Below are 24,821 nucleotides of genomic sequence, written 5' to 3' on the forward strand. Positions count from 1 at the left end.
TATATAAATGATCTTCACTCAGCTACCTTACAAACACCATGGTAGGATAGCTCATGATAATATTTCTGCATATCACAACTCAGACGCCATTTGATGTCGGATATCAAAGCATACGCATGCTTGGCTTGTACTTCATCATGAAGTCGAAGCCGCATTACTTCTTCTTCACATCTTCTCATGCACTCCACAAGAAGCTTATGCCTGTTTTCCAGCTTCGTCATCATTAATAACCGATACCTAAAGAACATTTCGGTATGCACTTTAAACACTTTAACGACCTGTATCTGATAGTCCATACATTTTCTTAAAACAGTATAGTCCTCTTCAATGAGCTCTTGTTTACACTGCTCCAAGATGTCACTCATTTTTAGAACATTCTGAATGGCCTGTTCCTTTTCATCTATGATGAGTGATAAATTTTTCTCACTAGGCTCTAAAATCCACTTTCTTTCCATGCCGGTCGTATTGTAGGGATGGTCACAATACTCCAACTGCCACTCGTACCTTTCAATCGAGCCGATAAAAGAAGAATGGAAATTATTCACGATGCATTCATTGGCATAGTGCGCTTGTTCCGCCACTTTTTCCGATAATTGAAAGAACTCTAGCATTTGATCGGGGAAGCCTCTTCTCTTACACATATGCCATACATCGTCCAGTGAGATATTCATGTCCCAAAGGGTTTTGAAATAGATATCATATTTAATAGACTGTAATCCCTTTAAAACTGCATAATCTCCAATAAAAGTGGTGTTCGGACCCATGGCATATCCACGTATCCTGCACATGAAACCGCTTATCCCCTTGTCGTAGTAATACCTCATGCGATCCGGTATAAACGCAAGCGCACAGGTAATCCATCCGGCCCAATCCCCCCGGTATTCGCCTCCAAGATCAAATTCGACCCATTCCCTACCCGGAGAAAGTCTGCCTGGAAGAGTCGCCGGAGAGTGAAAACGGTAATAATCCTCCACCTGCATTTTGCTCCGTGAATCACACCGCTCCGGCAATCTTCCAAGAATATCTTCATATATTTTTTCGCACTCCGGATGATGGGTAAAGCTAGAGCAAATGATCCGCCCATCGCTTCTCCCTGCTTCATCCATCGCTTCAAGTGCTTTGTCATACATCTCGAGAAACAGTTCTCCAATAGACCTTGTATCCGTGTCGGGACGGTAGCATTGCCATATTTCCATGGCCTCTCCTGTCCAGAGCTCAATACCGGAAAGTGAAGGGAAATCCTCCATGACCTCTTTGATTTTAGCTTTATAAAATAGCCAAGTATCTTCATTGTCTAACCGCAGCACGCGTAATCCCGTTTGCGGGTTTTGATAAAACATATCTGGGCATCGCTCTAAAAGGTCTTCGGGGATATTAAACTCCGTGCAGGATAGGTAAAAATCCATCCCCCAATTTTTCGCTTCATTAATAATAGTACGAAGGCACTCCTTCGCGAGCTTAATCTTTCCTTGCTGATCCGCTCTTTGGAGGGCGGGGAAATACCTAAAATCAAGAAATTGATACCAGCTCAGACTAATCCAACTATCGATCCACATCAGATGATTAACTCTTTTTCTTGCTAAAAGTTTGATCAGATTAAGGTTCTCTTCCAGACTATCCGGTGTTGTCATGGACGGACCCCAATGTCGCTCGACACCTCTCTTTTTCACATCCGGTGTACTCGTCATATTTAATTGGGGTAACCGCACGTCATGATCCAGGATATAGGTCTGATCGAGGATTTCGCATATGCCATAGAGGATCGCCTTTTCACTTGTGCCTGAGAGATTCATATGAAAATGTCCGTCTACCATGACTGTAGAAATAACAAAGGTCTGATCATCCTTACCTTCTATACCTTTTGGCTCGAGTATGCGAATGCGATTCCCTTCAACTGAATCCGAATTTAGCTGGAGGTTGCTAATCTGATACTCATTACTCCATTCCTCTAGTAACAATCCCGCAGCATTGTTCGTAATGATGCCACTGTTGTAACATATCTCAATACTAATTTTACATTCTTCATTGTTCGTCACATATAAATCCATGAGTTCGATTGTCCTCCCTTTTCTAACAAAGTTCAAAGCAATAGGTGCAATTTGCCTGTAGGGTCGATAATAGGCAGCCTAACGGTTACTTTCGTTCCTTTACCAGCTTCACTAACGACATCCAAACCATACGGTGCTCCAAATCGTAACCTGATTCGCTTATTAATATTGCTAAGCCCAATGCTTTGTTTGTCCGTATCCAATAGCTCCATATTTTCGTTCTCTCGAATCCCTCTACGTAATTCAAATAATTGATGCTCCGTCATCCCTACCCCATTATCCTCGATATCGATTTGCATATAGCCATCTTCAGAGATAAAACCCTGAATGGACAGACGTCCACCTCCTGCTTTCATCTCCAGGCCATGGTACATCGCATTTTCCACAATCGGTTGAAGAAGCATTTTCAATGATTTCATTTCTAGAAAAGACTCTTCCATTTCAATTACGATCTCAAATTTACCCTTGTACCGGATGTCCATGATTAACAGATAATCTTTAATGCTGCTCATTTCGTCCTTAATACTCACTAAATCTTGACCTTTAATGCTATATCGAAATATGCGCGACATGGCAGACGATATACTGACGACTTCACTCACATCATAAGCTAATCCAATGCTACTCAAGCAGTTCAACGTATTATAAAGGAAGTGAGGATTAATTTGGCTTTGTAACGCCGATAATTCCGCTTGCTTTTTGGATAATTCGGCTTCATACAGAGATGTTTGATGCTCAACGATATTTCGAGTCATTTCTTCAACGTTGTCTAGCATTTGATTGATATGGGTAGCAATAATACCTACTTCATTTGTGGATGGTATCTTTAATCTATAATTTAAGTCCCGATCACCAACTCTGGATAGAAATCTCACGATCAGCATGACCGGACGAGTTGTATTATACATAAAAGCACTTCCTATAACCGTCAGCAAGATAATCATGATGACGCCTAACCAGATACCTGAGGTGACGATAGGCTTCATATCACTCGTAAGCTCTGCAATAGGAAGAACACTGATGATTTTCCAATCCGTACTTTCAATTTTCTTATATTGGACAAGGGATTTTTCACCTTCATACATAATTTCATCTTTGGCGGTACTGCTTATTCCTTCTTGCCAAAAAACATCTTCGTAGAAATCACCTGCCTTTATCCCTTTATTGCTAACAATAACCCGATTGTCAGAATCAAGGATTAGCAAGAGTGAATTCTTCGTTAATTCCGCTGTATTCACTAATTTCTCAAGTTCTCTTGTATCTAAAAGAAAAATGCAGCTTCCGATTTTAGAACTGTCAAAAGAAGAAAAGATAGGTGAAATATAGGAGTAATAATAGAATGCATCACTGCGGTCTCTTACTATCGAAGAAAATATAGGTTTTATAAATTCATCACTTTTAAAATTATATGTTTTCTCTAATGTTTTCAATATATCATTGTTATAATGCAATGAGTCTGAAGTTTGCTTATCATTATTACTCAAGAGAACAATGCTATAAATATTTTGATTGGATGACCTTGTATGCGTAAAAATTTCATTGACATAGTCATTTAATTCCATTTTCCGAATAATATTGTTCGAGACCATTAGTTCCTGTACGTACTTACTATAACTAACCGTAATGGAATCTCTCTCCACATTTTTTGCAATTGTATCTATATTTAGCGCTACCTGCTCCATATGATTACCTGCAAACTGAGCCGCACGTTCCCGCGTAAGCGAATTGAAGAAACCATTGTACATGCTCTGCATCAAGATCATCATAATTAGTGCAATCAGGATTAATAGGGATATTTGGTGTTTCAGCTTCAGATTTCTAATTAAGCGCATTCATATCTCCACTCGCTTTACGATATTTGGAAGGTGTAGACCCCATATTTCTTTTAAATACCTTATTAAAATAGAAATAATCACTATAACCAACACACTTACATACCTCTGCAATAGACAGGTTACTATTCTGAAGTAGTTCAACAGCCTTTTTCATCCGCAAATCAGTAATATACTGGGAAAATGTCATACTCGTAACCTTTTTAAACAGCTCACAGCAATAACTCACATTAATAAAATACTTCGTGGACAAATCCTTCAAATACAGTTCTTCATGAAAATGCTTATCGATGTACTGGAGCAGCTCATTAAATTTTGTATTTGCATCTCCAAGCTGATCTCGTTCCAGGTAGGACAATTGTTCAAAAACATATTCACAAAGCATTTCCAGATTCATGAATTTTTCCTTCATTTCACTATAATCCAGAAACTCAAAGTCCATCATTCGACTACTGCTTTCATTATCTTTTGATGTGTGCATGACAATTTCATTCCATAAAGACACGGCATCTTCAATGCCCAATTGGTTTACAGTAAAGAAATCCGATATTCCAGATGTGAAGTCCTTCAAGTTCTTGTATTGAACCCTTTCGAGTGCTTCAATAAGTCCTTCCGCAAATTGTTTGACAAGGTTTTTCTTGCCCTTACTATATTGTGAAATTCGCCTTGAACGATCAACAAAACAATCATTACTCGCGATATCAGACGTTTTTAAAAGCATAGATATATGATTTGTCCCATCACTGGATAAACTAATCCCTGCTCTGTCCACGATATTCTCTTTGGAAGTGAGACTGCGATAGATTAATCCGCTTTGATCTGCATCACTATTAATAATAAACACACATTTTTTAGGGCCTAATTTCAAGGTTGTGAGTTGTACTTTACTTTCTAATTCTAATAAACCCACCTCATCATATTCAGCGCTTTTAAAATATACCGTTACAACCTGATATCTCTTGTAGGGTTTATGACGAAATCGAGAGTTCAAAATTAGCTGAATTTCTGTGTATTCTTCAAGCAAGGAAATGTAATGGCTTAAATCATTGGTACTTCGTTTGTTCTCTAGCTTTTTATAAAGTTTATCCAGCATTTCCTGCGCCTTTTCCATATCCAAAGGCTTTAATTGATAGTCCATCGCACCTTCTTGCAGTGCTTGCTGCACATAAGAGAAATCTGCAAATCCGCTGATTACAACAAAATCAACGTCCCTTTCCAGTGCTCTCGTCCTTTGCATCAACTCAATCCCTGTCATGTCAGGCATTCGAATATCTGCAAAGACAACATCGGGATATTCTTCACAAATTACCTCTAAAGCTTTGAGCGGCTCTGTTGTTTCGCAAATAATTTTAAATTTGTTTCCGTTGCGCTCGATTAACTTTCGGATGCCAATCAAAGCCCACGGTTCATCGTCCACGATGACTACACGATACATACAGGTTTCACCACATTTCTGCCGTTAGTATCTGAAAAGGGAAGTCTTTGTCCTTTGGACAAAGATTTCCCTTTTCATTGACTACTTACAATATAACATAACCACTCTTATTGTTTTTCAAAGTTTTCCTTTGCTGAAGGCAACAATTCTGGTTCGAGTTTTAGACCCTTAAAATCTTCTGGTGATAACATTTGATCTTTATGTTCTGCATAATACTCATTGTAGTAGGCGTCTACTTTTTCACCACCAGCTTTTTGCCAAGCGTCTTTCGCTTCTGCAATAGCTTGTTCTGCCGTCTTGCCTGTCTCTGCAAGTGCTTTTAAGAGGATATCATCAACGGCTTTTAATCCATTAGTCTCCTGCAAAAGCAATTCAGAGGCAAGTGCCGGCAAAGTTTGTTGCCATTTTCTTGGATCATTGGCGCTAGGATTATTGGCAATTTGCGCCATCTTATAGTACAAACGTCCAAACTCTTGTAAATTAGGATCACTCGATTTGAGATACGAGTTATAATATTCATTCGCTAAAGGAGTAACCGATTCATCGGTTAAATCAAAAGTTCTAATGATACTGTAATCTGCTGCATAATCGTATTCAATTTTATTCTTCTCCGGATCTACTACAACGACGGTACCTTCAGCATCCCTCTTTTTATATACGCCTTCAGGACCATTCACCAAATAGTCGGATACTTTAGGATCGGTCAGCCAGTTAATATACTTGGCGGCAGCATCAGGATCTTTAGTTGCTGAATTAATAAAACCTACAATTGATGGTCCGCCATTTACATATCCTGTAAAGGAGCCATACTTTGTCACAGGCAAATCGAATGTATCCAGTTTAGCAGTTGGATTATTCTGTTTAAAATTCATAAATGTCGGTGAATTCAGTTGAGCAAATTTTCCTGTAAGGAAAATACCAACCTTACCATTGGTGAAATCCGTAAGTGCTTTATCCCCTTTATCAAGTAAGAAGTCCGCATCTACAACCTTTGCATCCACAATTTGTTTCGCAAACTCAAGCCAATCTTGCCTTTTATCCCATACATTTACCAGATTACCATCCACAATCTCATAACTATCTGGATTTCCAAAGCCAAACATGTGAGAAAGCACTCTTCGTGAATCCGAGTTCATCGTTGTTCCATAGGTATCATTCTTTCCATTTCCATCAGGATCTTGCTCTGTGAACGCCTTTGCTACAGCAAGTAATTCTTCCGGTGTCTTCGGCACAGAAAGATTTAACTTTTCCAGCCAATCTGCCCGGATGACGGCAGTATGGTTAGGTGAAATAGGGGATATTGTTCCTACGGTGTAAACTACCCCATCTATCGTAGTGAGCTTTTGAAGCGCTGGATTTTCATCTAAAACTTTCTTATAATTGGGCATTTTGGCCAACAATTCATCTGTGATTTCTAATGCTTGCCCTTTGGCAATAAAGGGGCCCACATCTTCATAGGTAGCTACGACATCCGGTCCTTCTCCGGCAGCAAACAGCATGTTCATTTTCTGCACAGCTTCTGTTCGAGGCACCACGACAAATTTCACTTCTTCAAACGGTGCATTTTCTTGAATCCATTGGGTCCAGCGGTTATTATCATAAGTACCTTCTGATGCTGGAATGAGTCCCCGGTCATAAACCATAACGCTAACTTTACCTACTTTTTCTTGGCCGTCAGGGGTAAGTTTTACCGTGCCCTTCGTAGAGATGTCCGTAGCGCTGTTCTTAGTGTTGTTCGTAGAGCTGCATGCCGTGAGACTAACAGAAACGGTCAACATAAGCGATAATGCAACTAGACCTAATACTTTTCTCTTCATACATTTGTTGCCTCCCTTTTCTTAAAAAAAAATAGTATCGAAATCGAAAATGTAATCGCTTTCGATATGTATGTGAAGAATACGAATGGTTATCGTATCCCTTACAATCCTGTCTCACTAGCCTTTAACCGAGCCCAGCATAACACCTTTTACAAAATATTTCTGTAGAAACGGGTATACAATTAGCATGGGCAATATCAATACAACAACACCAGCGGACTTAACGGATTCCGAAATGACCTGACTTGAACCCGCTACTGCACCCAAATCTACATTAGTACCAAGTTTTATTTGCTCTAGTTGGAAAACCATTTGTTGAATGAGGACGGGTAATGTATAATCCTTTGAATCATTGATATACATCAGCACTTTCAGGAACATGTTCCAATACGTTACCCCGTAAAAGAGACACAAAGTAGCAATCACCGCTTTGGAAAGCGGAAGATACATCTGAAGTAAAATTCGCCATTCGGAACAACCGTCGATCCGAGCTGATTCTTCTAATTCTTCGGGAATGTTCTCGAAGAAAGACCTCATGATTAACATATTGTAGGGACTAATCAGCGTTGTTAACCAAATGGACCAATAGGAGTTCATCAATCCAAGCTCTTTTACAAGTAGGTACGTTGGGATCATGCCACCACCAAACAACATGGTGAAAACGACGAAAAAGGTTATCTTCTTTCTGCCAAACAATTTCCTTTTTGATAAGGGATACGCACAAAGTATCGTAAAAACCATGCTAAGTGCAACCCCAACCCCGGTTACAACGACACTATTCTTAAAATATTTAAATAAATCCGTGGATACAATCAATACTTTATACGCAGCAGGTGTGAAGTCAACCGGCCATAAATATACTTTTCCCGATTCAATAGCCGAACCACTACTGAAAGAAGTAGCAACGATATACAGGAGTGGCAGCAGACACGTAAGCGATACGATAAAAATCACGATGTTATTAATAGTATAAAATGTTTTTTCTCCAGCGGAAATTTTCAAAGGCCTGTCCTCTCTTTCATATGTCTAGTTTGTTAGTTGTTTAGAATAAAGCATTATCTGACTTCTTGGCTATTTGATTGACCGTAAGCACAAGTATCAAGCCGATGACAGAATCAAATAATCCCATTGCCGTAGTTATACTGAAATCCCCAGCACGAATACCAACATCATAAACAAATGTGGACACGACCTCCGAGATGTTCCTGACCATTGCATTTTGGAGCACATAGATACGATCAAATCCGACTTCCATAATCTTACCCGTAGCTAATATAAACTGTAGAACGATCACTGGGATCAAACATGGAATCGTGATTTTGGTAATCTGCTTCCACTTGTTAGCACCATCTACAACCGCAGCCTCATAATAGGTAGGATCTATACTCGATAGTGCAGCCAAGTAGATAATGGTATTGAATCCTGTATCCTTCCATATCCCGGCTCCTAGATAGATTGACATCCATGACGTAGGATTAAACATAAACTGGAAGGGCGTCCCGCCAAGGGCTTCAATAATAAAATTGATTGGACCATGATTAATGGAAAAGATGTTAATAACAATTCCACCTACGATAATCCAGGAGAAAAAGTGTGGCAAATAGAGAATCGTTTGTGTTGTTTTTTTAAACCATTTTGTTCTCACTTCATTTAGAAGAACGGCTAAAATAATCGGGAAAGGGAAAGATACCACCAGGGTAAGCAAGCTTATTACAAAAGTATTTCGAATGATTGCTAAGGTTTGTGGCTGTTGAAATATCATCTTGAAATTGAGAAGCCCCACCCAGTCGCTTCCCATAATGCCATCAATAAATCTGTAATCTTTAAAGGCAATTACCATGCCAAACATCGGCACATAACAAAAGATAAGAAAGAACAACAGTGGTAATATCAACATGGTGTATAAGGGTATATTCTCTTTAATTCTTGTTTTTCTCTGTAGCTTCTCACTATTTGTCAATTTGTTCCCTCCTGCAGCGATAAATTCAATGATGTAAGCGTTTGATTGAATGTGCAACTCAATATTATATGATGTTTTAATTGTAAGGCAGAAGTACATGAAGAAAAATGTACTAATATCGTCTCTTTTATGGAATTTTTTCTTCTATGGTAGAATGGGGCATGAAATTGCAATGCTTACAAAAAAATTAACAGAACCCCGCAAGCGGTGCAGAATCGTGCTGAGAGGCTATTAAAAAATCCGCCGTCAGTTTTTTTGAGACGATGGCTGATCCGCAGCTAAGGCGGTGTGAACCCGCGTTTCCAGCTTGCGGCCGCCGAAAAGCACGATAAATACTCCAAGTTTCATTGATGTGCCGACTCCCATCGATAATATTCGTTAGTTCTTATGCTCCGTAAGTGTCAAAGTCTTTAATGACTTCGTTGCTGGCAGCCGCTACAAAGATTGCTTCGATCAGGTTCTGCACACGCAGCACTTCCGCGTTCTTTACGATTGGTTCAGCTGTGCCTTTAATTACGGCTACAAAATTATTGTAGAATTCATCCGGCAGTTCGGCGGCTGGAGGCAACACTTCAGTAGTCGTCGAGCCTTTCGAAGGCGGAGCCATCGTCTTAGTGAGACCTACATCGGCGCGGATCGGAGTCGGCTCTCTGTGCTCGCTTTCACTGTTGCGGGTGACGATTCTTCCGGTCAGGGACCAGTCTTCAATTACAGCTGAACCTTCAATTCCCTTCACATACCATCTCGGCAAAGTGATAAAGTTGGTCGTGCCAACTTCTACGATGGCTTTGATGCCATTTTCAAATTGCAGAACTGCTTCAAAACCGTCATCGACTTCGTTGCCGAGGATATAACTCAAGGTGCTAGAGACGCTAATCACTTTACTGTCTATCATGAACAACAGCTGGTCGAGCAAATGCACGCCCCAGTCTAGCAGCATGCCGCCAGTCGCCGGGAATGCCGTTCGCTCCGTGCACGCGGGATTCGATCTGGAACAGTGCTCCAATCGTTTCTGTTTCATACATTTGCTTGATTACACGGAAGTCCTCATCCCAGCGTCTGTTCTGATGGACCATCAGCACACGACTGGCTTCATCGGCTGCAGCAATCATCTCCTTAAGCTCCGCCGAAGACATGGCTATCGGCTTCTCACAGACGACATGCTTGCCGGCTTTCAGCGCACGGATGGCAATTTCTTTATGGACGTCGTTAGGTGTGGCAATCAGTACGACCTCGACAGCGGGATCAGCAAGCACTTCCTCATAGCTCTCATAAGCCTTAAAGCCGGCCTCACTGGATGCTTCCCGCCGCGCTTCCAGCAGGTCAAACGTACCCGCTACCTCCAGATGCTGGTTTGCGCTGATCAATTGACCATGAAATCTTCCCATGCCGCCATATCCAACGATGACTACAGTATGTTTGTTTGAACTCATAGATTTCACTCCTATTTGTCTAATGTTTCTGTATATTTCAGTATTTCCTCAATGCTCAGTAGTTCTTCCTGGCTGAAACCCAAATTATTCAGGGCTGCAACGTTGTCTTCAATCTGGCTTACCTTACTTGCTCCAATTAGCGCAGATGTAACGCGTCCTTCTCTAAGCACCCATGCAATGACCATCTGAGAAAGGCTTTGATCGCGCTCTAACGCAATGCCGTTCAAGCGAGTAATCTTCGAGATGACCTCCTCTGTGATAGCTTGGACATTCAACGACCGACTGGAACTCGCAGCCCTAGAATCAGATGGAATTCCGTTGAGGTAACGGCTGGTTAGCAGTCCCTTTGCCAAAGGTGAGAATGCTATGGATCCTATTCCTTCCTCCTTCAATACATCCTGCAGCCCGTTTTCTATCCATCTATCGAACATATTATACTTGGGTTGGTGGATTAGACATGTGGTACCCAGATCTTTTAAAGTAGCTGCTGCCACTCGGGTCTGCTCGGCACTGTAATTGGACAGCCCTACATAAAGTGCTTTTCCTTGCCTTACTGCCCTATCAAGTGCATACATCGTTTCTTCCACAGGTGTCTCTGGGTCAGGTCTGTGCGAATAGTAAATGTCAACGTATTCAAGTCCCATACGCTTCAGGCTTTGATCAAGACTGGCCATCATATGCTTCTTTGATCCTCCGTCTCCATAGGGACCTTCCCACATTGGATTGCCGGCTTTGGTGGATATAATTAATTCATCACGGTACCCCGCAAAGTCCATTTTCAGTATTCTTCCTAAATTCTCTTCTGCCGTTCCCTCTGGGGGCCCATAATTGTTGGCCAGATCAAAGTGGGTAATCCCAAGATCGAAGGCGCGGCGCAGCATCTCACGTTGAGTTTCAACTGCATTCACACCTCCATAATTTTGCCAAAGACCGAGGGAAATAGCAGGTAGTTTGAGGCCAGAGTTTCCGCACTTTGTATACTTCATATTGGAATATCGTTCATTTTTGGGTGAATAGCTCATAAAAATAACCTCCGTCTTTCTCTATGTATGTGGGCAAAGAACACATAATCCGGTCTTCGCCCACACCATCACGTCAATATTCTTAAACCAAATATCACTGACCGATGCACTTCCTTGCATACCTACCTTGATACCTGCAGACTCGGTAAAAGCAACCGAATTCTTGAATACGACATCCGTCATTGGTTCTTCCGGTGATGAGTTCGCATCGCAGACGTCATCGCCATGGATCCAGTTGACGTTATTAATAATCTTCACATTTTTGATGTTGACGTTAGTAGCGTCCTGAATCCTGAAGTTCCAGGTTGTTCCATCCCTTAGAGTGATACCCTCGAAAGTTAGATCCTTGCCGCTTACCGTTGCCTCAATGCCGTAACTATGAGGACTGATGTCGTAGGAAGTAATTGTATCTTTGGCTGTTACTTTGAATGTGACCGTACCGGAATAAAACAACTGGGCGAAGGAATAATCAATATTTTTGGCAACTTTGACAATCGTCGAATCTACTTTCAGTGTGTATGCCGTACTTATAGCGAAGTAAGGAACAGAATATGTCACTACAGTCGCATCTGAAGCAGGTTGAGGCGTGCTAATCGTGAAACTGAACAGCCACCAATCAAGTAAGCATTTTTATTCAATCTTATTCTATGGCATAAGTTCATCAATAAAAATGCATTAATATCGTTTCTTTTATGCAAAATATTCGGTGATAGACGTCAATATATATAGCAAAAAGAGCCCGCAATCTTGCGAGGCACTGTAATTGACCTTATATCTACAATCCTTTGTTAGACATGGATATCACACTTACACCCGCTGAATACAACGGAGCGACGATATCATATACCAGATGCTGCCTTTCCCAGTCTCGAAAGTCAATCATTGTTATCAAGTTACCCTTATCAAACACTACATTTTTCAACCAAATACCAGCCGCTTGAATCTGATCGAGCAAGTCATAGAAATATTCACTTTTGCATGGAATAACCTTTCTAAATCGTAAATGCTGCTAACTCGTTCGACAAACTCTTCCCGATAAAACCTTGTAATGATATTGCTATGTGAACAGCGTTAAATCATCACACTGAATGGAAATTGAGGCAACAAGAAAGACGCCTCACGGCGTCAAATGTGAATCGTATTAAAGTTATTTATAACTGGATACTCATATTCTATTTTAGTGCGATATAGATTCATTAGATGAACTTGTTCCTCACTTAGATTCTCCGCATCCCAATACATATGCATTAAGCAATATTCGAATATTTCCTTCAACTTTAGAAACAACGGAATTTCACGTAAAGTTTCTGGGGAAAGATCATTTTCTTCTCGATAGCCACTGATTAATGATTTCAAAATCAACTGTGTATAATCCCCGATGTTTCCATCTCCAACATATGAATAATGTAGCGCTGAATACAATGGAACGACGATATCATATACCAGATGATGCCTTTCGCAGTCTTGAAAATCAATCATTGTTATCAAGTTACCCTTATCAACTACTATATTTTCCAACCAAATATCCCCATGAACCATACCATAAGTTGATTCACTTGTTGGTATTTCCCTTATATCTGATAATACCTTTTGTGCAATGCTACGGATCTTCGTTTCCTGCTGAGGGATGTATTTAGCGAAGTTATATTCCTCTTGTTGATGCCAATCTACTATATGTACAAAAGGCTGATTCCTTTCATATTCCAACGTTACTTTATGCATTCTTCCAATTTGTCTACCTACCTCTTTTAATATCGTATCATCCCATTCAGAGCGCAATAGATGTCTTCCTGCAGCAGCTTTGTAAAGTACAATGAGGATGTTCTCAGGCAATATCATCTCTACAAAGTTACCTTCCATGGAAGAAATGGAGACAGGCACTCCAACACCATGTTGATACATATAGTTGGTCCAATTCACCTCTTCTAGTTGGACTTCTAATGTTTTGTAATTGGTTACCCTAGCAAAATACACCTCCTGTCCTCCAATACATTGATACATTTCATCAGTAACAGCCTTGACGTTTTGAATAGCAACCGGATAGTGATCATTTAAGAAATCCTTAATCCTTTGTTCCATCTCTTTATCCCCTTATATGTGATTCAATGCTCATACCCATTCTTCATCATATTCTATTTACTTTTCTTGGGGAATCCGTAAGCCAATAAGAGAAATCCTAAGAAAAAGAAGAACCAAACAAAGAAATTACCAAAAAAACAGTGTAATCTGATACCCTACTCGTTCCAGTCCCGTTCGCAGCATATCCTGCTGCAACTATCGAAGTAGCTAGACGCTCAATAATTCTCTCGGTAGTATATAGCACTGCGCTAACTATCAGGAATATTGTCCCTAGAATTTTATATATGTTATTTCCCATTTTTCAAAAACATCTCCTATTTGTCTAGCAACTTTATCTGTAAATGCATTTACTAAGTCATTGGTTATGAACTGCGGTATGATTTTCGGTTCTTTTAATGGATCGTTAAAGAATGCATCCGTCCTATCTCTCCATAGAAGTATTTCTTTTGAAGTTAACAAATCACTAAAGTCATACGACCTTGCCTCTTTCAACAATTCCCATACTTCTATTGTCCAAGCCTTCTCATAATATATATTAAAATCAACTTGATCCGTTTCTTTGTAGTATAGCGTTCTGATCTCATCATTGGTGCGTCCCAACTCTTGATTCTGTTCTTTAAATGTTGAATATAATTCATCGACCCAAAGATAGTCTGTAATTACATGCATGAAATAGCCCCGAACAAACCATTTCCAATCAAGATCTTCATTTCCATTCATTAGGGTATAGTAATGTTTCTTGAGTTTTAATAAATAATCTCCTTCTTCATTAGGATAAAAATGCGTTCTTGGTTTATCTTCCTTCGTTATACCTTCCCTCATATGTATAGAATCTGGAGCAATGTTACCCAGTAAGAAGGTCCCTAGCAGATCCTTTATTCCCCGCTGTTTCATGTAATTAACGGCTACCTGTAAATGAACCATAGGTAATGGCATCATATATTCTCCTTTATTTATTAAATTTCCAATCTTTACTCGACACCTATATCCGATTGACTTAATGACCACTTGCGACAAGTTCATATCCCTTGGTTTCTAGGTTAACTACCCTTGTTCTTACATCATTTTTAGCAATGAAAACGGGCTTCCCAGATCTATCAATACAATATGCTATTGGTATAGATCTACCGCAGTTTCTATAAGAACCATCTGCATGACTTGCACCTAGTATCATCGTATCGTATTTAACTGCGATTCTCTTGGCCTCAGAAATCCACTCATCAAATTGTTCTTCACTAAACATCCCTACACCTATCGGATGAGCTATATAGGATAAACTTGTATTATATTTTTCTAATCCTAGTAATCCTTGCAATAATTCTACACATAACAAATAACCGATCTTATACCCATCAACCTCAACTGCAGAAGGAGTATATAAATGATCATTCATAGGTGACTTTGCACGTTCTAGAATAATCTCTCCATATTGATTAATTATTAATGCTCTATCTTTCTTGTTGTTATCTCTATAACCTGTAATGATTATCTTCTTATATTTATTTGCTAACGCACATGCTCTAGCTACATTATCGTTATCTGTGATGTAACCCTCAGGAAATAACACTGTATTAAAATCATAATCTAAAGCTAGTTCAGCTTGGAGTTGTTCAAGGTTTCCTTCATGGTTTGGCTGGGAGATAAGGATCTTCATAGATTGTTCCCTCTTTTCAATAGTTTGCGGGAATTTCTTATAATATTCTGGTATTCATGGCGTCAAAAGGCTTAAGGAAACTAAGTCGGCTTAGCAAGCCAATAAAAAACATCATCTGGAGGATTCTGAGAGAGAAATTTATATGTACTTTACAGCACATGAGATTCTTGAAGTTCAAGAACAACCCTTTATCGGAATCAGATGTTTGCCATGAAAATAAATATTAAAACAGTCTACCCGTCATTCAATTAGCACGTCTGGTGTTAATTACTCACATCTGTATAGGTCTGCTACCATTGTTATCGATGTACCTACCATTCCAACCTCTTTGAACCCAAATCGTTGATATACTTTTACAGCTGCCAAATTATTAGGATCTACACTTAATGATATTCTCATAATTTCCATCTCTCTCATTCCTTCAAACAACCTTTTTAGTAGTGCTGTTCCAATTCCCTTTCCTCTATACTCTGGCATTAATGCCATTCCCAGTTCGGGCACATCAGGATTTATATATCCATATCCTTTGTTCTCTTCACTAAAATATCGAATGGTTATAGATCCAATAGACTGACCCTCGCTATTTACCGCAATATAACCCATATCTCCTTCTTTACCCCAATTATCTACATACTTAGAAATGAAGGGCTCTTTCATCACCTCTCTGCTAAAAGGCTCTTGACCTTCTGGAACATATAAGGATTCATACAACATATCCCATAGAAAGGGTACGTCTTGTTCTACTATAGGTCTGATTGTATATATATTCATTGAAATCTCCTTTGTCTTTTATGGATTTTCTTCGAGGGGTGTCGCCTAACGTTTGTGTGTTCACGAACCCACGAAGCTTAAGACAGCTTGATGTCAAAGACATCCTCGATTCACTTAATCCTTTTTATACCATTACTTCATTTCTTCCCCAGGCTCCATTGAACCTCCTGGCGATTTCATTCAATATCACTTCCTCTCTTTTTTACAGTGGTTTTTCCTAACCTTCCGATAATTTCCGATAACGTGTCGTCTGGATCTTCTTCGAGATTGTTCTTAGCGATCATGGGCAAATACCCGTGGTATTAATTCCGTGTTATCAGATGTCATAGCCATTACTGAGCTACATACATATTGCCTTTGAGTTGTTAATTATCTTGTTTATTCGTACTCATTGGTTTTAAATATACCTTTTCATATAGACAATAGAGTAATATCAGGATCGCTGTGACATCTATAATGTTAATTACTAAATTTGTAATGTTTGTATACGCCGCAATGTAATCACCAAGACTTAACTCGGCTGCAAGATCAAAATCTTCTATACGCTGTCTTATATAGATCCCAAATATTATTGGAAGACCACATTTAACTAGTAATAAAAGAAAGAAAACCACCCCACTCCGAAAGGACTTCTTGATACACAATATAAGACCTAAACAAAGTAGCATTGGGTATATTACATTACCAAGAGTGACTGACACAATACCAGCATAACCAATCGGTACTTCCAAATGATCATTCCTTCTCGAAATATTTATTAAACCGAAAATTCAGTCTATTTATAAGTTATTCTAAGCTAGGATTTCTGATATAATTTATGCCTCTAGAACTAGACTAACTAACATCACAATAAGTTTAAATCTTTACTATATATTTTGGTAAACTCACCATTTGGCTTCGATGCTCTCTCTATAAAATTCCATCCAAATCTTTCATAGTAATTGTCATGCGTCGTAATTAAGTACAATTCGTTATATCCTAGTTTCTTCGCTTCTTCTATTACACGATTCTGTAGTTCTCTCGCTATGCCCTTACCTCTCTGTTCTTCAGCGACATACAAGCATGCCAACCAAGGATAAAGATCTTGTCTACAAGATAGATCATTCATCCAGAAAGATACTGTCCCTACAGCTTCCTCTCCTTCTAGCGCTACGAATGTCATTGGCACACGGTCTGTCTGAGAATTATGTAATACGGCGTATCTCACATATTCAATTGGCTTGTCACTAGCCCATTGCTTCCAAAGCCACTGACATACCGTTTCATAATATTCCATCTGATCTGCAAGATTAACAATTTGGATTCCCATCATTATCCTCCCCCATATAAAAAGGAGACAAATCACCTTTTTAAAAGTAATCTATCTTCTCATATTGTCTTATGTTCTATTCTTCAAAAAATCCAAAAAGAACTCTTACAAACACTCTTTCTTTTTAGATCCACTAGCTCATTTACTCCGGATTTTTCTAACTTTTCAGTGAGAGCGTCAGCTCCCTTTTTCAATTTAAAATCCATCTCTTTCGTATAAATCGGAATTAGACTAAAGAAATGTATCCTCTTGTCGTTAGATATCTCTAAAGTGAAGAAATCATTGGCGTTATCCACTGTTGTAGGAATACCAAGAATCATTCCGGACAACTCTGTGTTCGTAGCGAACGGTTCTGCCGGATCACCATTAGGTATCGTATGTGCGTGGTATAGCCATGTTCCATACTCATGTGGAAATCTCGCTAGTTTCTTCAACCACAGTATAGGCCAATAATTCTCGTCTTGCTTCAATGCTTCATCAGACATCTTCCAATCACTAGGAAGACAGATGACCAGTTCAGCAAATTTGAAGTTGTCAGCCCCCTCTGGAACCGTCATCGGTAAATTACTCATTCCACAGGTAACTAACGTATAATAATTCTTTTCTTTCGTTGGTTTCACTATAATGATATCTAGATGCACGAGATCAGATATAATCTCATGATAGACACCATCAATTTCCCCTATGTATTTCTCCACATGATCTGAAATCACCTTAATAGCCTCATCGTCTCCAGACGCGAGAGTGAAGTCTTCTTTTCTTTCCTCATAACGAAAAACGGCTTCTCCTGATGGAGCTAGTTCCTTATTCATAGGCCCCCCCTGTTTGATGTTTATTTAATCATCACCTCTAACTTTATTCGACCTCTACAATCTAAATTCCTCCAAAAAATATAACAATAAACAACATATAAAGATAAAAAAAGACGATATTCATCGTAGATGGCCTTATTCTGCTAGATTTGAGCTAATCCTCAAGTTCGTATCGAGTTATCTCGTTATTCATTAGAGAACGTTAGACCTTTATCCTCCAACGCAAGACGAAGCTGTTTCATTGCGTTGGGACCTATGCCATGTAGTTTCTTAAGTTCCATCTCGCTAAGCTTTGCGACCTGCTCCAATCTCCAGAGACCATGATTAGCAAGTGCGCGCAACGCTGGTTTAGCCAATCCTTTTGGAAAATCACTTTCCTGTTTATTATTTGGATTCAATTCCACGACGATTCCCTCCAATATCATTGTATTCGCCCATTTCATAGTTAATTAAATCTAATCAAGCTGGGGTGGGAAACGATGATTCGTCGCTTGTTCGAAGCCATATGCTATTCGTATTAAAGTAGGTTCACTAAAGGCTTTGCCTGAGAAAACAACGCCAAAAGGCCCCTTTGTCGAATCACCATCCGAATCAATGACTCCTGTTGACGAATATCCTGCTGGAACAGTAATCAGGGGGTATCCCAATCGTGCTGCAATATACATCCCATCCACATCTCCAGGTAACATTAATGCGTCTAAACTATGCTGTTCTAACACATAATCTATTCCCTGACTAAGCGCTAACGCATCATATTCTTGTTTCTTCTGGTGATATTCTTGTTCAGTCAACGTTACTTCTTCTGACCTTATAAGCGTGTCTTGCCCATATTTCAAAGCAACTTCGGCATGGTTCTCATGATATGCAATTAATTGTTGCAAAGAATGAATCGGTACGGAGTCAGAACATTGTGATAAATATTGATTGAGACCTTTTTTAAATTCATAGCAGATAACATCATTATTCCAATTATTGTGTTCTACGTGAAGACTAACGTGATCTACTATCGTGGCACCTGCATTTTTCAATGTTGAAATCGCTGCTTCCATAATAGCCAGTCTTTCTTCGTCTAAGTGCTTATAATAATGTCTTGGAATGCCTATTCTTGCTTGTCGTAAAAAGTCAGCATCCAAGAATGCCGTATAATCTCCAAAAGAACGCCCTTCACTCAAAAGTGTCGCATGATCTTTGTCGTCAATTCCAGTTAATGCACCTAAAATAATAGCCGCATCCGTAACAGTCCTAGCTATAGGCCCCGGTGTATCTTGGCTCACGGAGATAGGTATAACGCCAGTTCGGCTAACGAGTCCAACCGTCGGTTTGATACCCACCAAGAAACTTTGACATGCAGGACCCACAATAGATCCCGCCGTTTCCGTTCCTATTGCCGCCGCTGCCAAGTTCGACGCTACTGCTGCCGCAGATCCAGAACTCGAACCACTAATGAATATCTCGCCTGGTCCATATGGATTGAGCACGAGTCCTCCTCGTGAGCTGTACCCCGCTGGCATCGTACTGGACATGAAATTCGACCATTCGGACATATTCGCTTTTCCAAGGATAACCGCACCTGCTAACCGAAGTTTCGATGCTACGAATGAATCCTTCGCTGCAAATGATCCAGCTAAAGCTACTGATCCAGCACTCGTATGCATGTTATCGCCTGTGTCCAAATTGTCTTTTAATAGAATAGGAATACCGTGTAACTTCCCTCGACTTCCTGTTTCCTGACGTTCTTGATCTAAATCCCTCGCTATTTGAATCGCATCCGGATTGATTTCTAATATCGAATGAATGTCTGAATCGTACTTATGTATTCTGTCTAAATATTCTCGTACGATATCCTCCGAGCTTATGGAGCCTGATTCCATAGCCTTTTGCATGCTTATCATATCTGCTTCTACAATCCATTCTTCGAGCTTCATATCCACTTAAGCCACCCCTTTAGGAAAATATCGTTCTTGACGTTCAATCAGCCGATTTTGGGTGTATATAATATTAAACTGTGACTTATCAGGCTTGACCTCTTAGTGCTATCATACTATAATTTCGTTACAAAGATTTCGGTTAATTTCATTTTTAGAAAAGATTACAAATCGGATTAAATCATTATTTAACAAGCAGGAAACAAGGTTTGTTTCCAAATTAGGGTAGTACCGCGTGAACAGCCACGTCCCTATCGTTAAAGATAGAGACGTGGCTGTTTTTGTCTTTCACTTTTTTTATAGAGAACATCATACAAAAGATAGGATTGATTAGCATGCAAACAACAGAGACAGAGCAATGGTCATCGAAGATTGGTTTTATTTTATCAGCAGCAGGTTCAGCTATAGGAGTAGGCGCAATATGGAAGCTTCCTTATGTTACGGGTATCAGTGGGGGAGGGGCATTCTTTCTTCTATTTATCTTGTTTTCTTTATTTATGGGTTTTCCATTGTTATTAGCAGAGTTTATTATTGGAAGAAGCACGCAAAAGGAAGCCATTAGTGCTTATCGTAGTTTAGCTCCGAATAGTCATTGGCATTGGATTGGAAAGTTAGGGGTATTTGCCTGCTTTCTTCTATTGTCTTTTTATAGTGTCATTGGTGGTTGGATCGTTATCTATTTTGTTAAAGGTTTGTTTGGGGGAATCATTAGTCCAGGAGCCGATTATAGATCCGTCTTTAACGTGACGATTGGAAATCCTATCTTGGTTATTGTTGCTCAATTTGTATTCTTGACCATGACAGTCTTGGTTGTAGCAAAAGGGATTCAAAATGGCATTGAAAAAGTAAGTAAAATTTTGATGCCCGCTTTATTTGTTCTATTCATTGTTCTAATCATTCGCTCACTTACACTCGACAACGCCATGGAAGGTGTGAAATTCTTTCTAGCACCTGATTTCTCACATATCACATCTCAAAGTGTTCTATTCGCGATGGGTCAAGCTTTTTTCTCCTTAAGTGTCGGAGTGTCCGTCATGGTTACTTATAGTTCATATCTTTCCAAAAAAGAAAGCTTAATTCAACCGGCTATTTCAATCGTTACAATGAATTTATTGATTGCTTTATTAGCAGGATTAGCCATCTTCCCAGCTGTATTCTCACTAGGTTTAGAACCCGCTCAAGGACCTGGTTTGTTGTTTGTTGTATTGCCTGCTGTGTTTGATCAAATTATTTTTGGAGAAGTTTTCTTATTAGGTTTTCTAGCATTGTTTTTATTTGCCACATTAACTTCGGCTTTTTCTATGTTAGAAATCATTGTAGCGTCGATGGTTAAAGGAAAAGAGAAGAGCAGAAAAAAATATGCCTTTATTGTTGGTATTTTAATTCTGGTAGTAGGCATTCCCTCTGCATTATCCTATAGTGTCTTTGCTGATATTTTAATCTTCTCGAACAATTTATTTGATTCAGCCGATTATTTAGTTAGTAATATTTTAATGCCACTAGGCGTTTTCTCAATCTCTATTTTCGTACCCCTTAAGATTAAGAAAAGTACTTTGCGAGAGGAACTATTACAGCATTCTCGGTTAGGGGCTACTGCATTTAATATTTGGTTTTTTATCATGAGGTTCATTATTCCATTAGTCATTATCATCGTATTTCTTGATATTACTGGCATACTTGATCGAATCATTGCGCTTTTTTAGTATGAAACCTGAAACCACTGATCATTTGAATGACTAATGAGTGAGAGCGAAAAGTGCTGGAGGTTAGCAGGGATTTCTGCTTAACTTCCAGCACCTTTTTTATGAAGAATGCAGAATACTTTAAGTTATAAGATTGGTCCGGTGGATGTCCTATGTAGTCGCCAATCCAGCCCATAATTAAATGCATCATTCTTAATGATGCTTTCTTTAGGCATTTAATACACTTATCTCAAGATCAGCTTAAGGTATTCTTAATGGCAATTCCGCCTAACGTTTAGCATTCCTGACGTCTAATCGACTTAAGACCGTAGGTCTGGGTGGCGTTGCCACTTATTCGACTCGATGTATCGCTCAATCTACTTCTTAGATATCCCTCTAAGCGATCGAGGAGCCTCGGCGACGAAGTAGGAATGTAATATTTTACGCTGTTACTACTGCCTTCCTGAACTACTAACGCAATCTTATGTCATAAAACGATTCAGAGCTACCTGAATTATTATATTATATTTGGCGATCTCATTATTTTTTATTAAGCTATATAGATGTTGTAGAAATATAGAGAGATCAATTATAAGAACTTCATTTTCGTTTCTAAATATGTTGTTATTAATCCAATAAATATCTAAATCAACTTTAACCTCTGATTTAAAAACTCTTAAAATCGCTTTATTATATCTATCCCACTCATTCATCAAGTCATCTGTATATTTTGTATAATTACATTGGTTTATCATAGAATATGAAGTGTAAATTAATGCCCAAGCAAAATCTTTGGGCAGAACATTTAATCTATTTATCTCATGTTGATACTTATTTAACAAAGAATAAAATTCATCAAATTCTTCTCTATTAATTAAAGATAAGGGTCTCAGATCTAAACATATCCGTTTCAATTGATCGCTCATATCCTTCATGTAACTTATCAATAATTACTCACCGCTTTCATTGGTCTTAATCTATAGCAGTAATTGCGTACAACGTCTTTAGGTTCACGACGGAACCCCGCCTTCTATTTGCTTTCGCTTTCATCAGGTGGGGTTCTGTGTTGCTGAATATTCTTCTATGTGCTTTCCTCTTCCAACCAAGGACATATGTCCGCAGCGAGAAAATGTTGTTATCGGATGTCATCGTCTTCCTCGGAATACATAAATATTAATCTAATCACCTTACTAGTAGCATCTATTTATAATTGATGTACAATTAATTTCAATTCAATCAAGTCATCAATTACAATGTCAGCCTGTGAAAGTTCTTCATCACGTGCAAAATCAAAATTACATCCTATAGCTACTAAACCATTTTCTTTTGCTGCATTTATATCAGATAGACGATCTCCGACAACTGCTCCCTTTTGAATATTATATTTTTTTATAATAGCCTTAACTAAATCTGCTTTATCTAATGATTGTATTTGTTCAATACTAAATGTTTCAACAATCCAGTTATCTAAATTATAGAACTTCACAATAGCCATTAAATATTCCGTTAAACCGTTACTTGCTATATATAATGGGCAATTAATCTGTTTTAAATAATTAAAAACTTCCTCTACATGAGGATATAAAGCACCTTTACCATTTCTAATATTCTCTACTAAAATCTTTATAAAATAAGAATTTGCTAGTTCTCGTATCTCTTTTGAATGATCTGGCAACAAAGTTTCCCACACCTTCGGTAAAGGCACACCCATTATTTCGCGATATATCTCTATGGGAGTTTCTTTATCCCATTGATTTAGAGAAGATAAATGATTAAAAGTATCTCCTAGTGATATTTCTAAAATCGTATCTGTTTGAAAAAGTGTGCCGTCCATATCGAAGATAAGTGATCGTTGTACGAAATCTCGTTCACAATAAAAATTTTTAACCATTATACTCCTCCCATCTATTTTTAATTTTTTCATTTATTTAAGCTATTTTAAGAAACTAATAAATACATAGTTTTTAGTTTTTACTAATTTTACGCTGATTTCCGATAACGTTGCGCATTCCTGACGTTCAAGCGCCTTAAGGACCGGAAGTCCGGGTGGCACTGCCACTTAACTGGTTGGATGTGTCACCTGAATTAACCTCTATGATACTTCCTCCTGATGACTAAGGGAGCGTAGCGATCGCTGTGATAATACAATGTTAGCTGATGTGATGACTTTTTTGAATTAACTATTAGAATTTATCTCTTTCTCAAAACGAATGATTGAAAGTCTGTGTTCATACCAACCATTGGAACCACTTCAAAATTCATTACATCAAAGTATTCTTTAACTTTAACTTCTATATCTTCATTTTTATAAAACGAGAAAAATCGGTTAGGTTTATATGGATCTTCTTCCCAAACTCCTTCGCTATCATAACCCCCATATAGACCTAAGTAAAAAAGTCCACCTGGCTTCAATACAGTCTTAATATTATTTAAAACAATATCCAACCTTCTCTTAGGAACATGAAGTAATGCGTTCATTGACCAAATTGCATCAAACGAGGTCTCTTCTAACTTCAACGAGTAAAAATCCATCACTTGAGCCTTTAACCCTCTGTTGAGACATGATTTGATCATTTCTGGACTCATATCAATACTAAGCACATCGAAACCATTTGACTTTAAATACTGACTATGTTGACCGGAACCTGCACCAATATCAAGGAGTTTTAAACCAACTATGTTACTAAAATAGGAAATGAATCGGTTTAATTCATTGAGCTTCCAACTTTGAATCTCAAACTTATCTCTTAATTCTGCATTTGCATTATAGCTTTCTATTAATGTGTTTTTAATTTCTACATCCATATGGACAGCTCCTTGGATTTTTTAAAAATAGTTTACATCAATTTCAGCTAACGTTTAGCATTCCTAACGTTCAAGCAGCTTAAGGACCGTAGGTCCGAGTCCTCAGACCTAGCTGGTTGAATATATCGCCTGAATTCACCTCTTCGATAACCCTCTTGGCGACCAAGGAGCGTCAGCGACGACGCTGAAATGTAATGTTATCCGATGACCTCGACTTCTTCGAATCTTCAAAACAAT

General features: G+C 38.8%; 21 protein-coding genes and 1 pseudogene. 1 reads left to right on the top strand and 21 read right to left on the bottom strand.

What is annotated here, in order from left to right; genetic code table 11:
- Positions 1-14: 14 nt before the first annotated feature.
- From ACP8HI_RS20290 to ACP8HI_RS20375, 18 genes and pseudogenes are all read right to left on the bottom strand, one after another.
- On the bottom strand, positions 15-2,048 hold the full coding sequence (locus tag ACP8HI_RS20290) for a hypothetical protein (RefSeq protein ID WP_438347976.1): 2,034 nt from the start codon (positions 2,046-2,048) through the stop codon (positions 15-17).
- A gap of 32 nt (positions 2,049-2,080) precedes the next feature.
- Positions 2,081-3,880: a sensor histidine kinase gene (locus ACP8HI_RS20295; protein WP_438347977.1), complete on the bottom strand. Its 1,800-nt coding sequence runs from the start codon at positions 3,878-3,880 to the stop codon at positions 2,081-2,083.
- Positions 3,867-5,315 (bottom strand): response regulator transcription factor, encoded by a 1,449-nt coding sequence (locus ACP8HI_RS20300; protein ID WP_438347978.1) that lies wholly within the window; start codon positions 5,313-5,315, stop codon positions 3,867-3,869. The genes ACP8HI_RS20295 and ACP8HI_RS20300 overlap by 14 nt, the downstream gene beginning before the upstream one ends.
- Before the next feature lie 107 nt (positions 5,316-5,422).
- Positions 5,423-7,132, bottom strand: a complete 1,710-nt coding sequence (locus ACP8HI_RS20305) for a hypothetical protein (RefSeq protein WP_438347979.1) — start codon at positions 7,130-7,132, stop codon at positions 5,423-5,425.
- Positions 7,133-7,249: 117 nt separating this feature from the next.
- A complete protein-coding gene (locus tag ACP8HI_RS20310) occupies positions 7,250-8,134 on the bottom strand; it encodes a carbohydrate ABC transporter permease (protein ID WP_438347980.1) in 885 nt (294 codons plus the stop codon).
- Positions 8,135-8,174: 40 nt separating this feature from the next.
- A complete protein-coding gene (locus tag ACP8HI_RS20315) occupies positions 8,175-9,092 on the bottom strand; it encodes an ABC transporter permease (protein ID WP_438347981.1) in 918 nt (305 codons plus the stop codon).
- A 385-nt stretch (positions 9,093-9,477) separates the two neighbouring features.
- A pseudogene (locus ACP8HI_RS20320) lies at positions 9,478-10,525 on the bottom strand (Gfo/Idh/MocA family oxidoreductase).
- Positions 10,526-10,536: 11 nt separating this feature from the next.
- The gene (mgrA, locus tag ACP8HI_RS20325) at positions 10,537-11,547 is read right to left on the bottom strand and encodes an L-glyceraldehyde 3-phosphate reductase (protein WP_438347982.1); all 1,011 of its coding nucleotides are present in this window, start codon (positions 11,545-11,547) and stop codon (positions 10,537-10,539) included.
- A gap of 21 nt (positions 11,548-11,568) precedes the next feature.
- Positions 11,569-12,105: a hypothetical protein gene (locus ACP8HI_RS20330; RefSeq protein ID WP_438347983.1), complete on the bottom strand. Its 537-nt coding sequence runs from the start codon at positions 12,103-12,105 to the stop codon at positions 11,569-11,571.
- A 217-nt stretch (positions 12,106-12,322) separates the two neighbouring features.
- The gene (locus tag ACP8HI_RS20335) at positions 12,323-12,502 is read right to left on the bottom strand and encodes a hypothetical protein (RefSeq protein ID WP_438347984.1); all 180 of its coding nucleotides are present in this window, start codon (positions 12,500-12,502) and stop codon (positions 12,323-12,325) included.
- 170 nt (positions 12,503-12,672) lie between these two features.
- Positions 12,673-13,626 (bottom strand): phosphotransferase enzyme family protein, encoded by a 954-nt coding sequence (locus ACP8HI_RS20340; protein ID WP_438347985.1) that lies wholly within the window; start codon positions 13,624-13,626, stop codon positions 12,673-12,675.
- Positions 13,627-13,896: 270 nt separating this feature from the next.
- A complete protein-coding gene (locus ACP8HI_RS20345; protein ID WP_438347986.1) occupies positions 13,897-14,565 on the bottom strand; it encodes a hypothetical protein in 669 nt (222 codons plus the stop codon).
- A gap of 58 nt (positions 14,566-14,623) precedes the next feature.
- The gene (locus tag ACP8HI_RS20350; RefSeq protein ID WP_438347987.1) at positions 14,624-15,280 is read right to left on the bottom strand and encodes a hypothetical protein; all 657 of its coding nucleotides are present in this window, start codon (positions 15,278-15,280) and stop codon (positions 14,624-14,626) included.
- A gap of 267 nt (positions 15,281-15,547) precedes the next feature.
- Positions 15,548-16,051, bottom strand: a complete 504-nt coding sequence (locus ACP8HI_RS20355; RefSeq protein WP_438347988.1) for a GNAT family N-acetyltransferase — start codon at positions 16,049-16,051, stop codon at positions 15,548-15,550.
- An 844-nt stretch (positions 16,052-16,895) separates the two neighbouring features.
- Positions 16,896-17,363, bottom strand: coding sequence for a GNAT family N-acetyltransferase (locus ACP8HI_RS20360; protein WP_438347989.1), 468 nt, complete (start codon positions 17,361-17,363; stop codon positions 16,896-16,898).
- An 80-nt stretch (positions 17,364-17,443) separates the two neighbouring features.
- The gene (locus ACP8HI_RS20365) at positions 17,444-18,172 is read right to left on the bottom strand and encodes a suppressor of fused domain protein (protein ID WP_438347990.1); all 729 of its coding nucleotides are present in this window, start codon (positions 18,170-18,172) and stop codon (positions 17,444-17,446) included.
- A gap of 185 nt (positions 18,173-18,357) precedes the next feature.
- Positions 18,358-18,576 (bottom strand): DNA-binding protein, encoded by a 219-nt coding sequence (locus ACP8HI_RS20370; protein ID WP_438347991.1) that lies wholly within the window; start codon positions 18,574-18,576, stop codon positions 18,358-18,360.
- 51 nt (positions 18,577-18,627) lie between these two features.
- On the bottom strand, positions 18,628-20,097 hold the full coding sequence (locus ACP8HI_RS20375; protein ID WP_438351919.1) for an amidase family protein: 1,470 nt from the start codon (positions 20,095-20,097) through the stop codon (positions 18,628-18,630).
- A 335-nt stretch (positions 20,098-20,432) separates the two neighbouring features.
- On the opposite strand from ACP8HI_RS20375, the gene ACP8HI_RS20380 reads away from it, so the two are divergent.
- Entirely contained in the window at positions 20,433-21,800 is a 1,368-nt protein-coding gene (locus tag ACP8HI_RS20380; protein WP_438347992.1) for a sodium-dependent transporter, read from the top strand.
- Between the two features lie 461 nt (positions 21,801-22,261).
- Here ACP8HI_RS20380 and ACP8HI_RS20385 read toward each other — a convergent pair whose 3' ends face one another.
- From ACP8HI_RS20385 to ACP8HI_RS20395, 3 genes are all read right to left on the bottom strand, one after another.
- Positions 22,262-22,714, bottom strand: a complete 453-nt coding sequence (locus ACP8HI_RS20385; protein WP_438347993.1) for a hypothetical protein — start codon at positions 22,712-22,714, stop codon at positions 22,262-22,264.
- 269 nt (positions 22,715-22,983) lie between these two features.
- On the bottom strand, positions 22,984-23,670 hold the full coding sequence (locus tag ACP8HI_RS20390; RefSeq protein WP_438347994.1) for an HAD hydrolase-like protein: 687 nt from the start codon (positions 23,668-23,670) through the stop codon (positions 22,984-22,986).
- Positions 23,671-23,969: 299 nt separating this feature from the next.
- The gene (locus ACP8HI_RS20395; RefSeq protein WP_438347995.1) at positions 23,970-24,584 is read right to left on the bottom strand and encodes a class I SAM-dependent methyltransferase; all 615 of its coding nucleotides are present in this window, start codon (positions 24,582-24,584) and stop codon (positions 23,970-23,972) included.
- Positions 24,585-24,821 lie beyond the last annotated feature (237 nt).

The sequence above is a fragment of the Paenibacillus sp. FA6 genome (assembly GCF_051550225.1).
In the GTDB taxonomy this organism is placed as follows: domain Bacteria; phylum Bacillota; class Bacilli; order Paenibacillales; family Paenibacillaceae; genus Paenibacillus_AQ.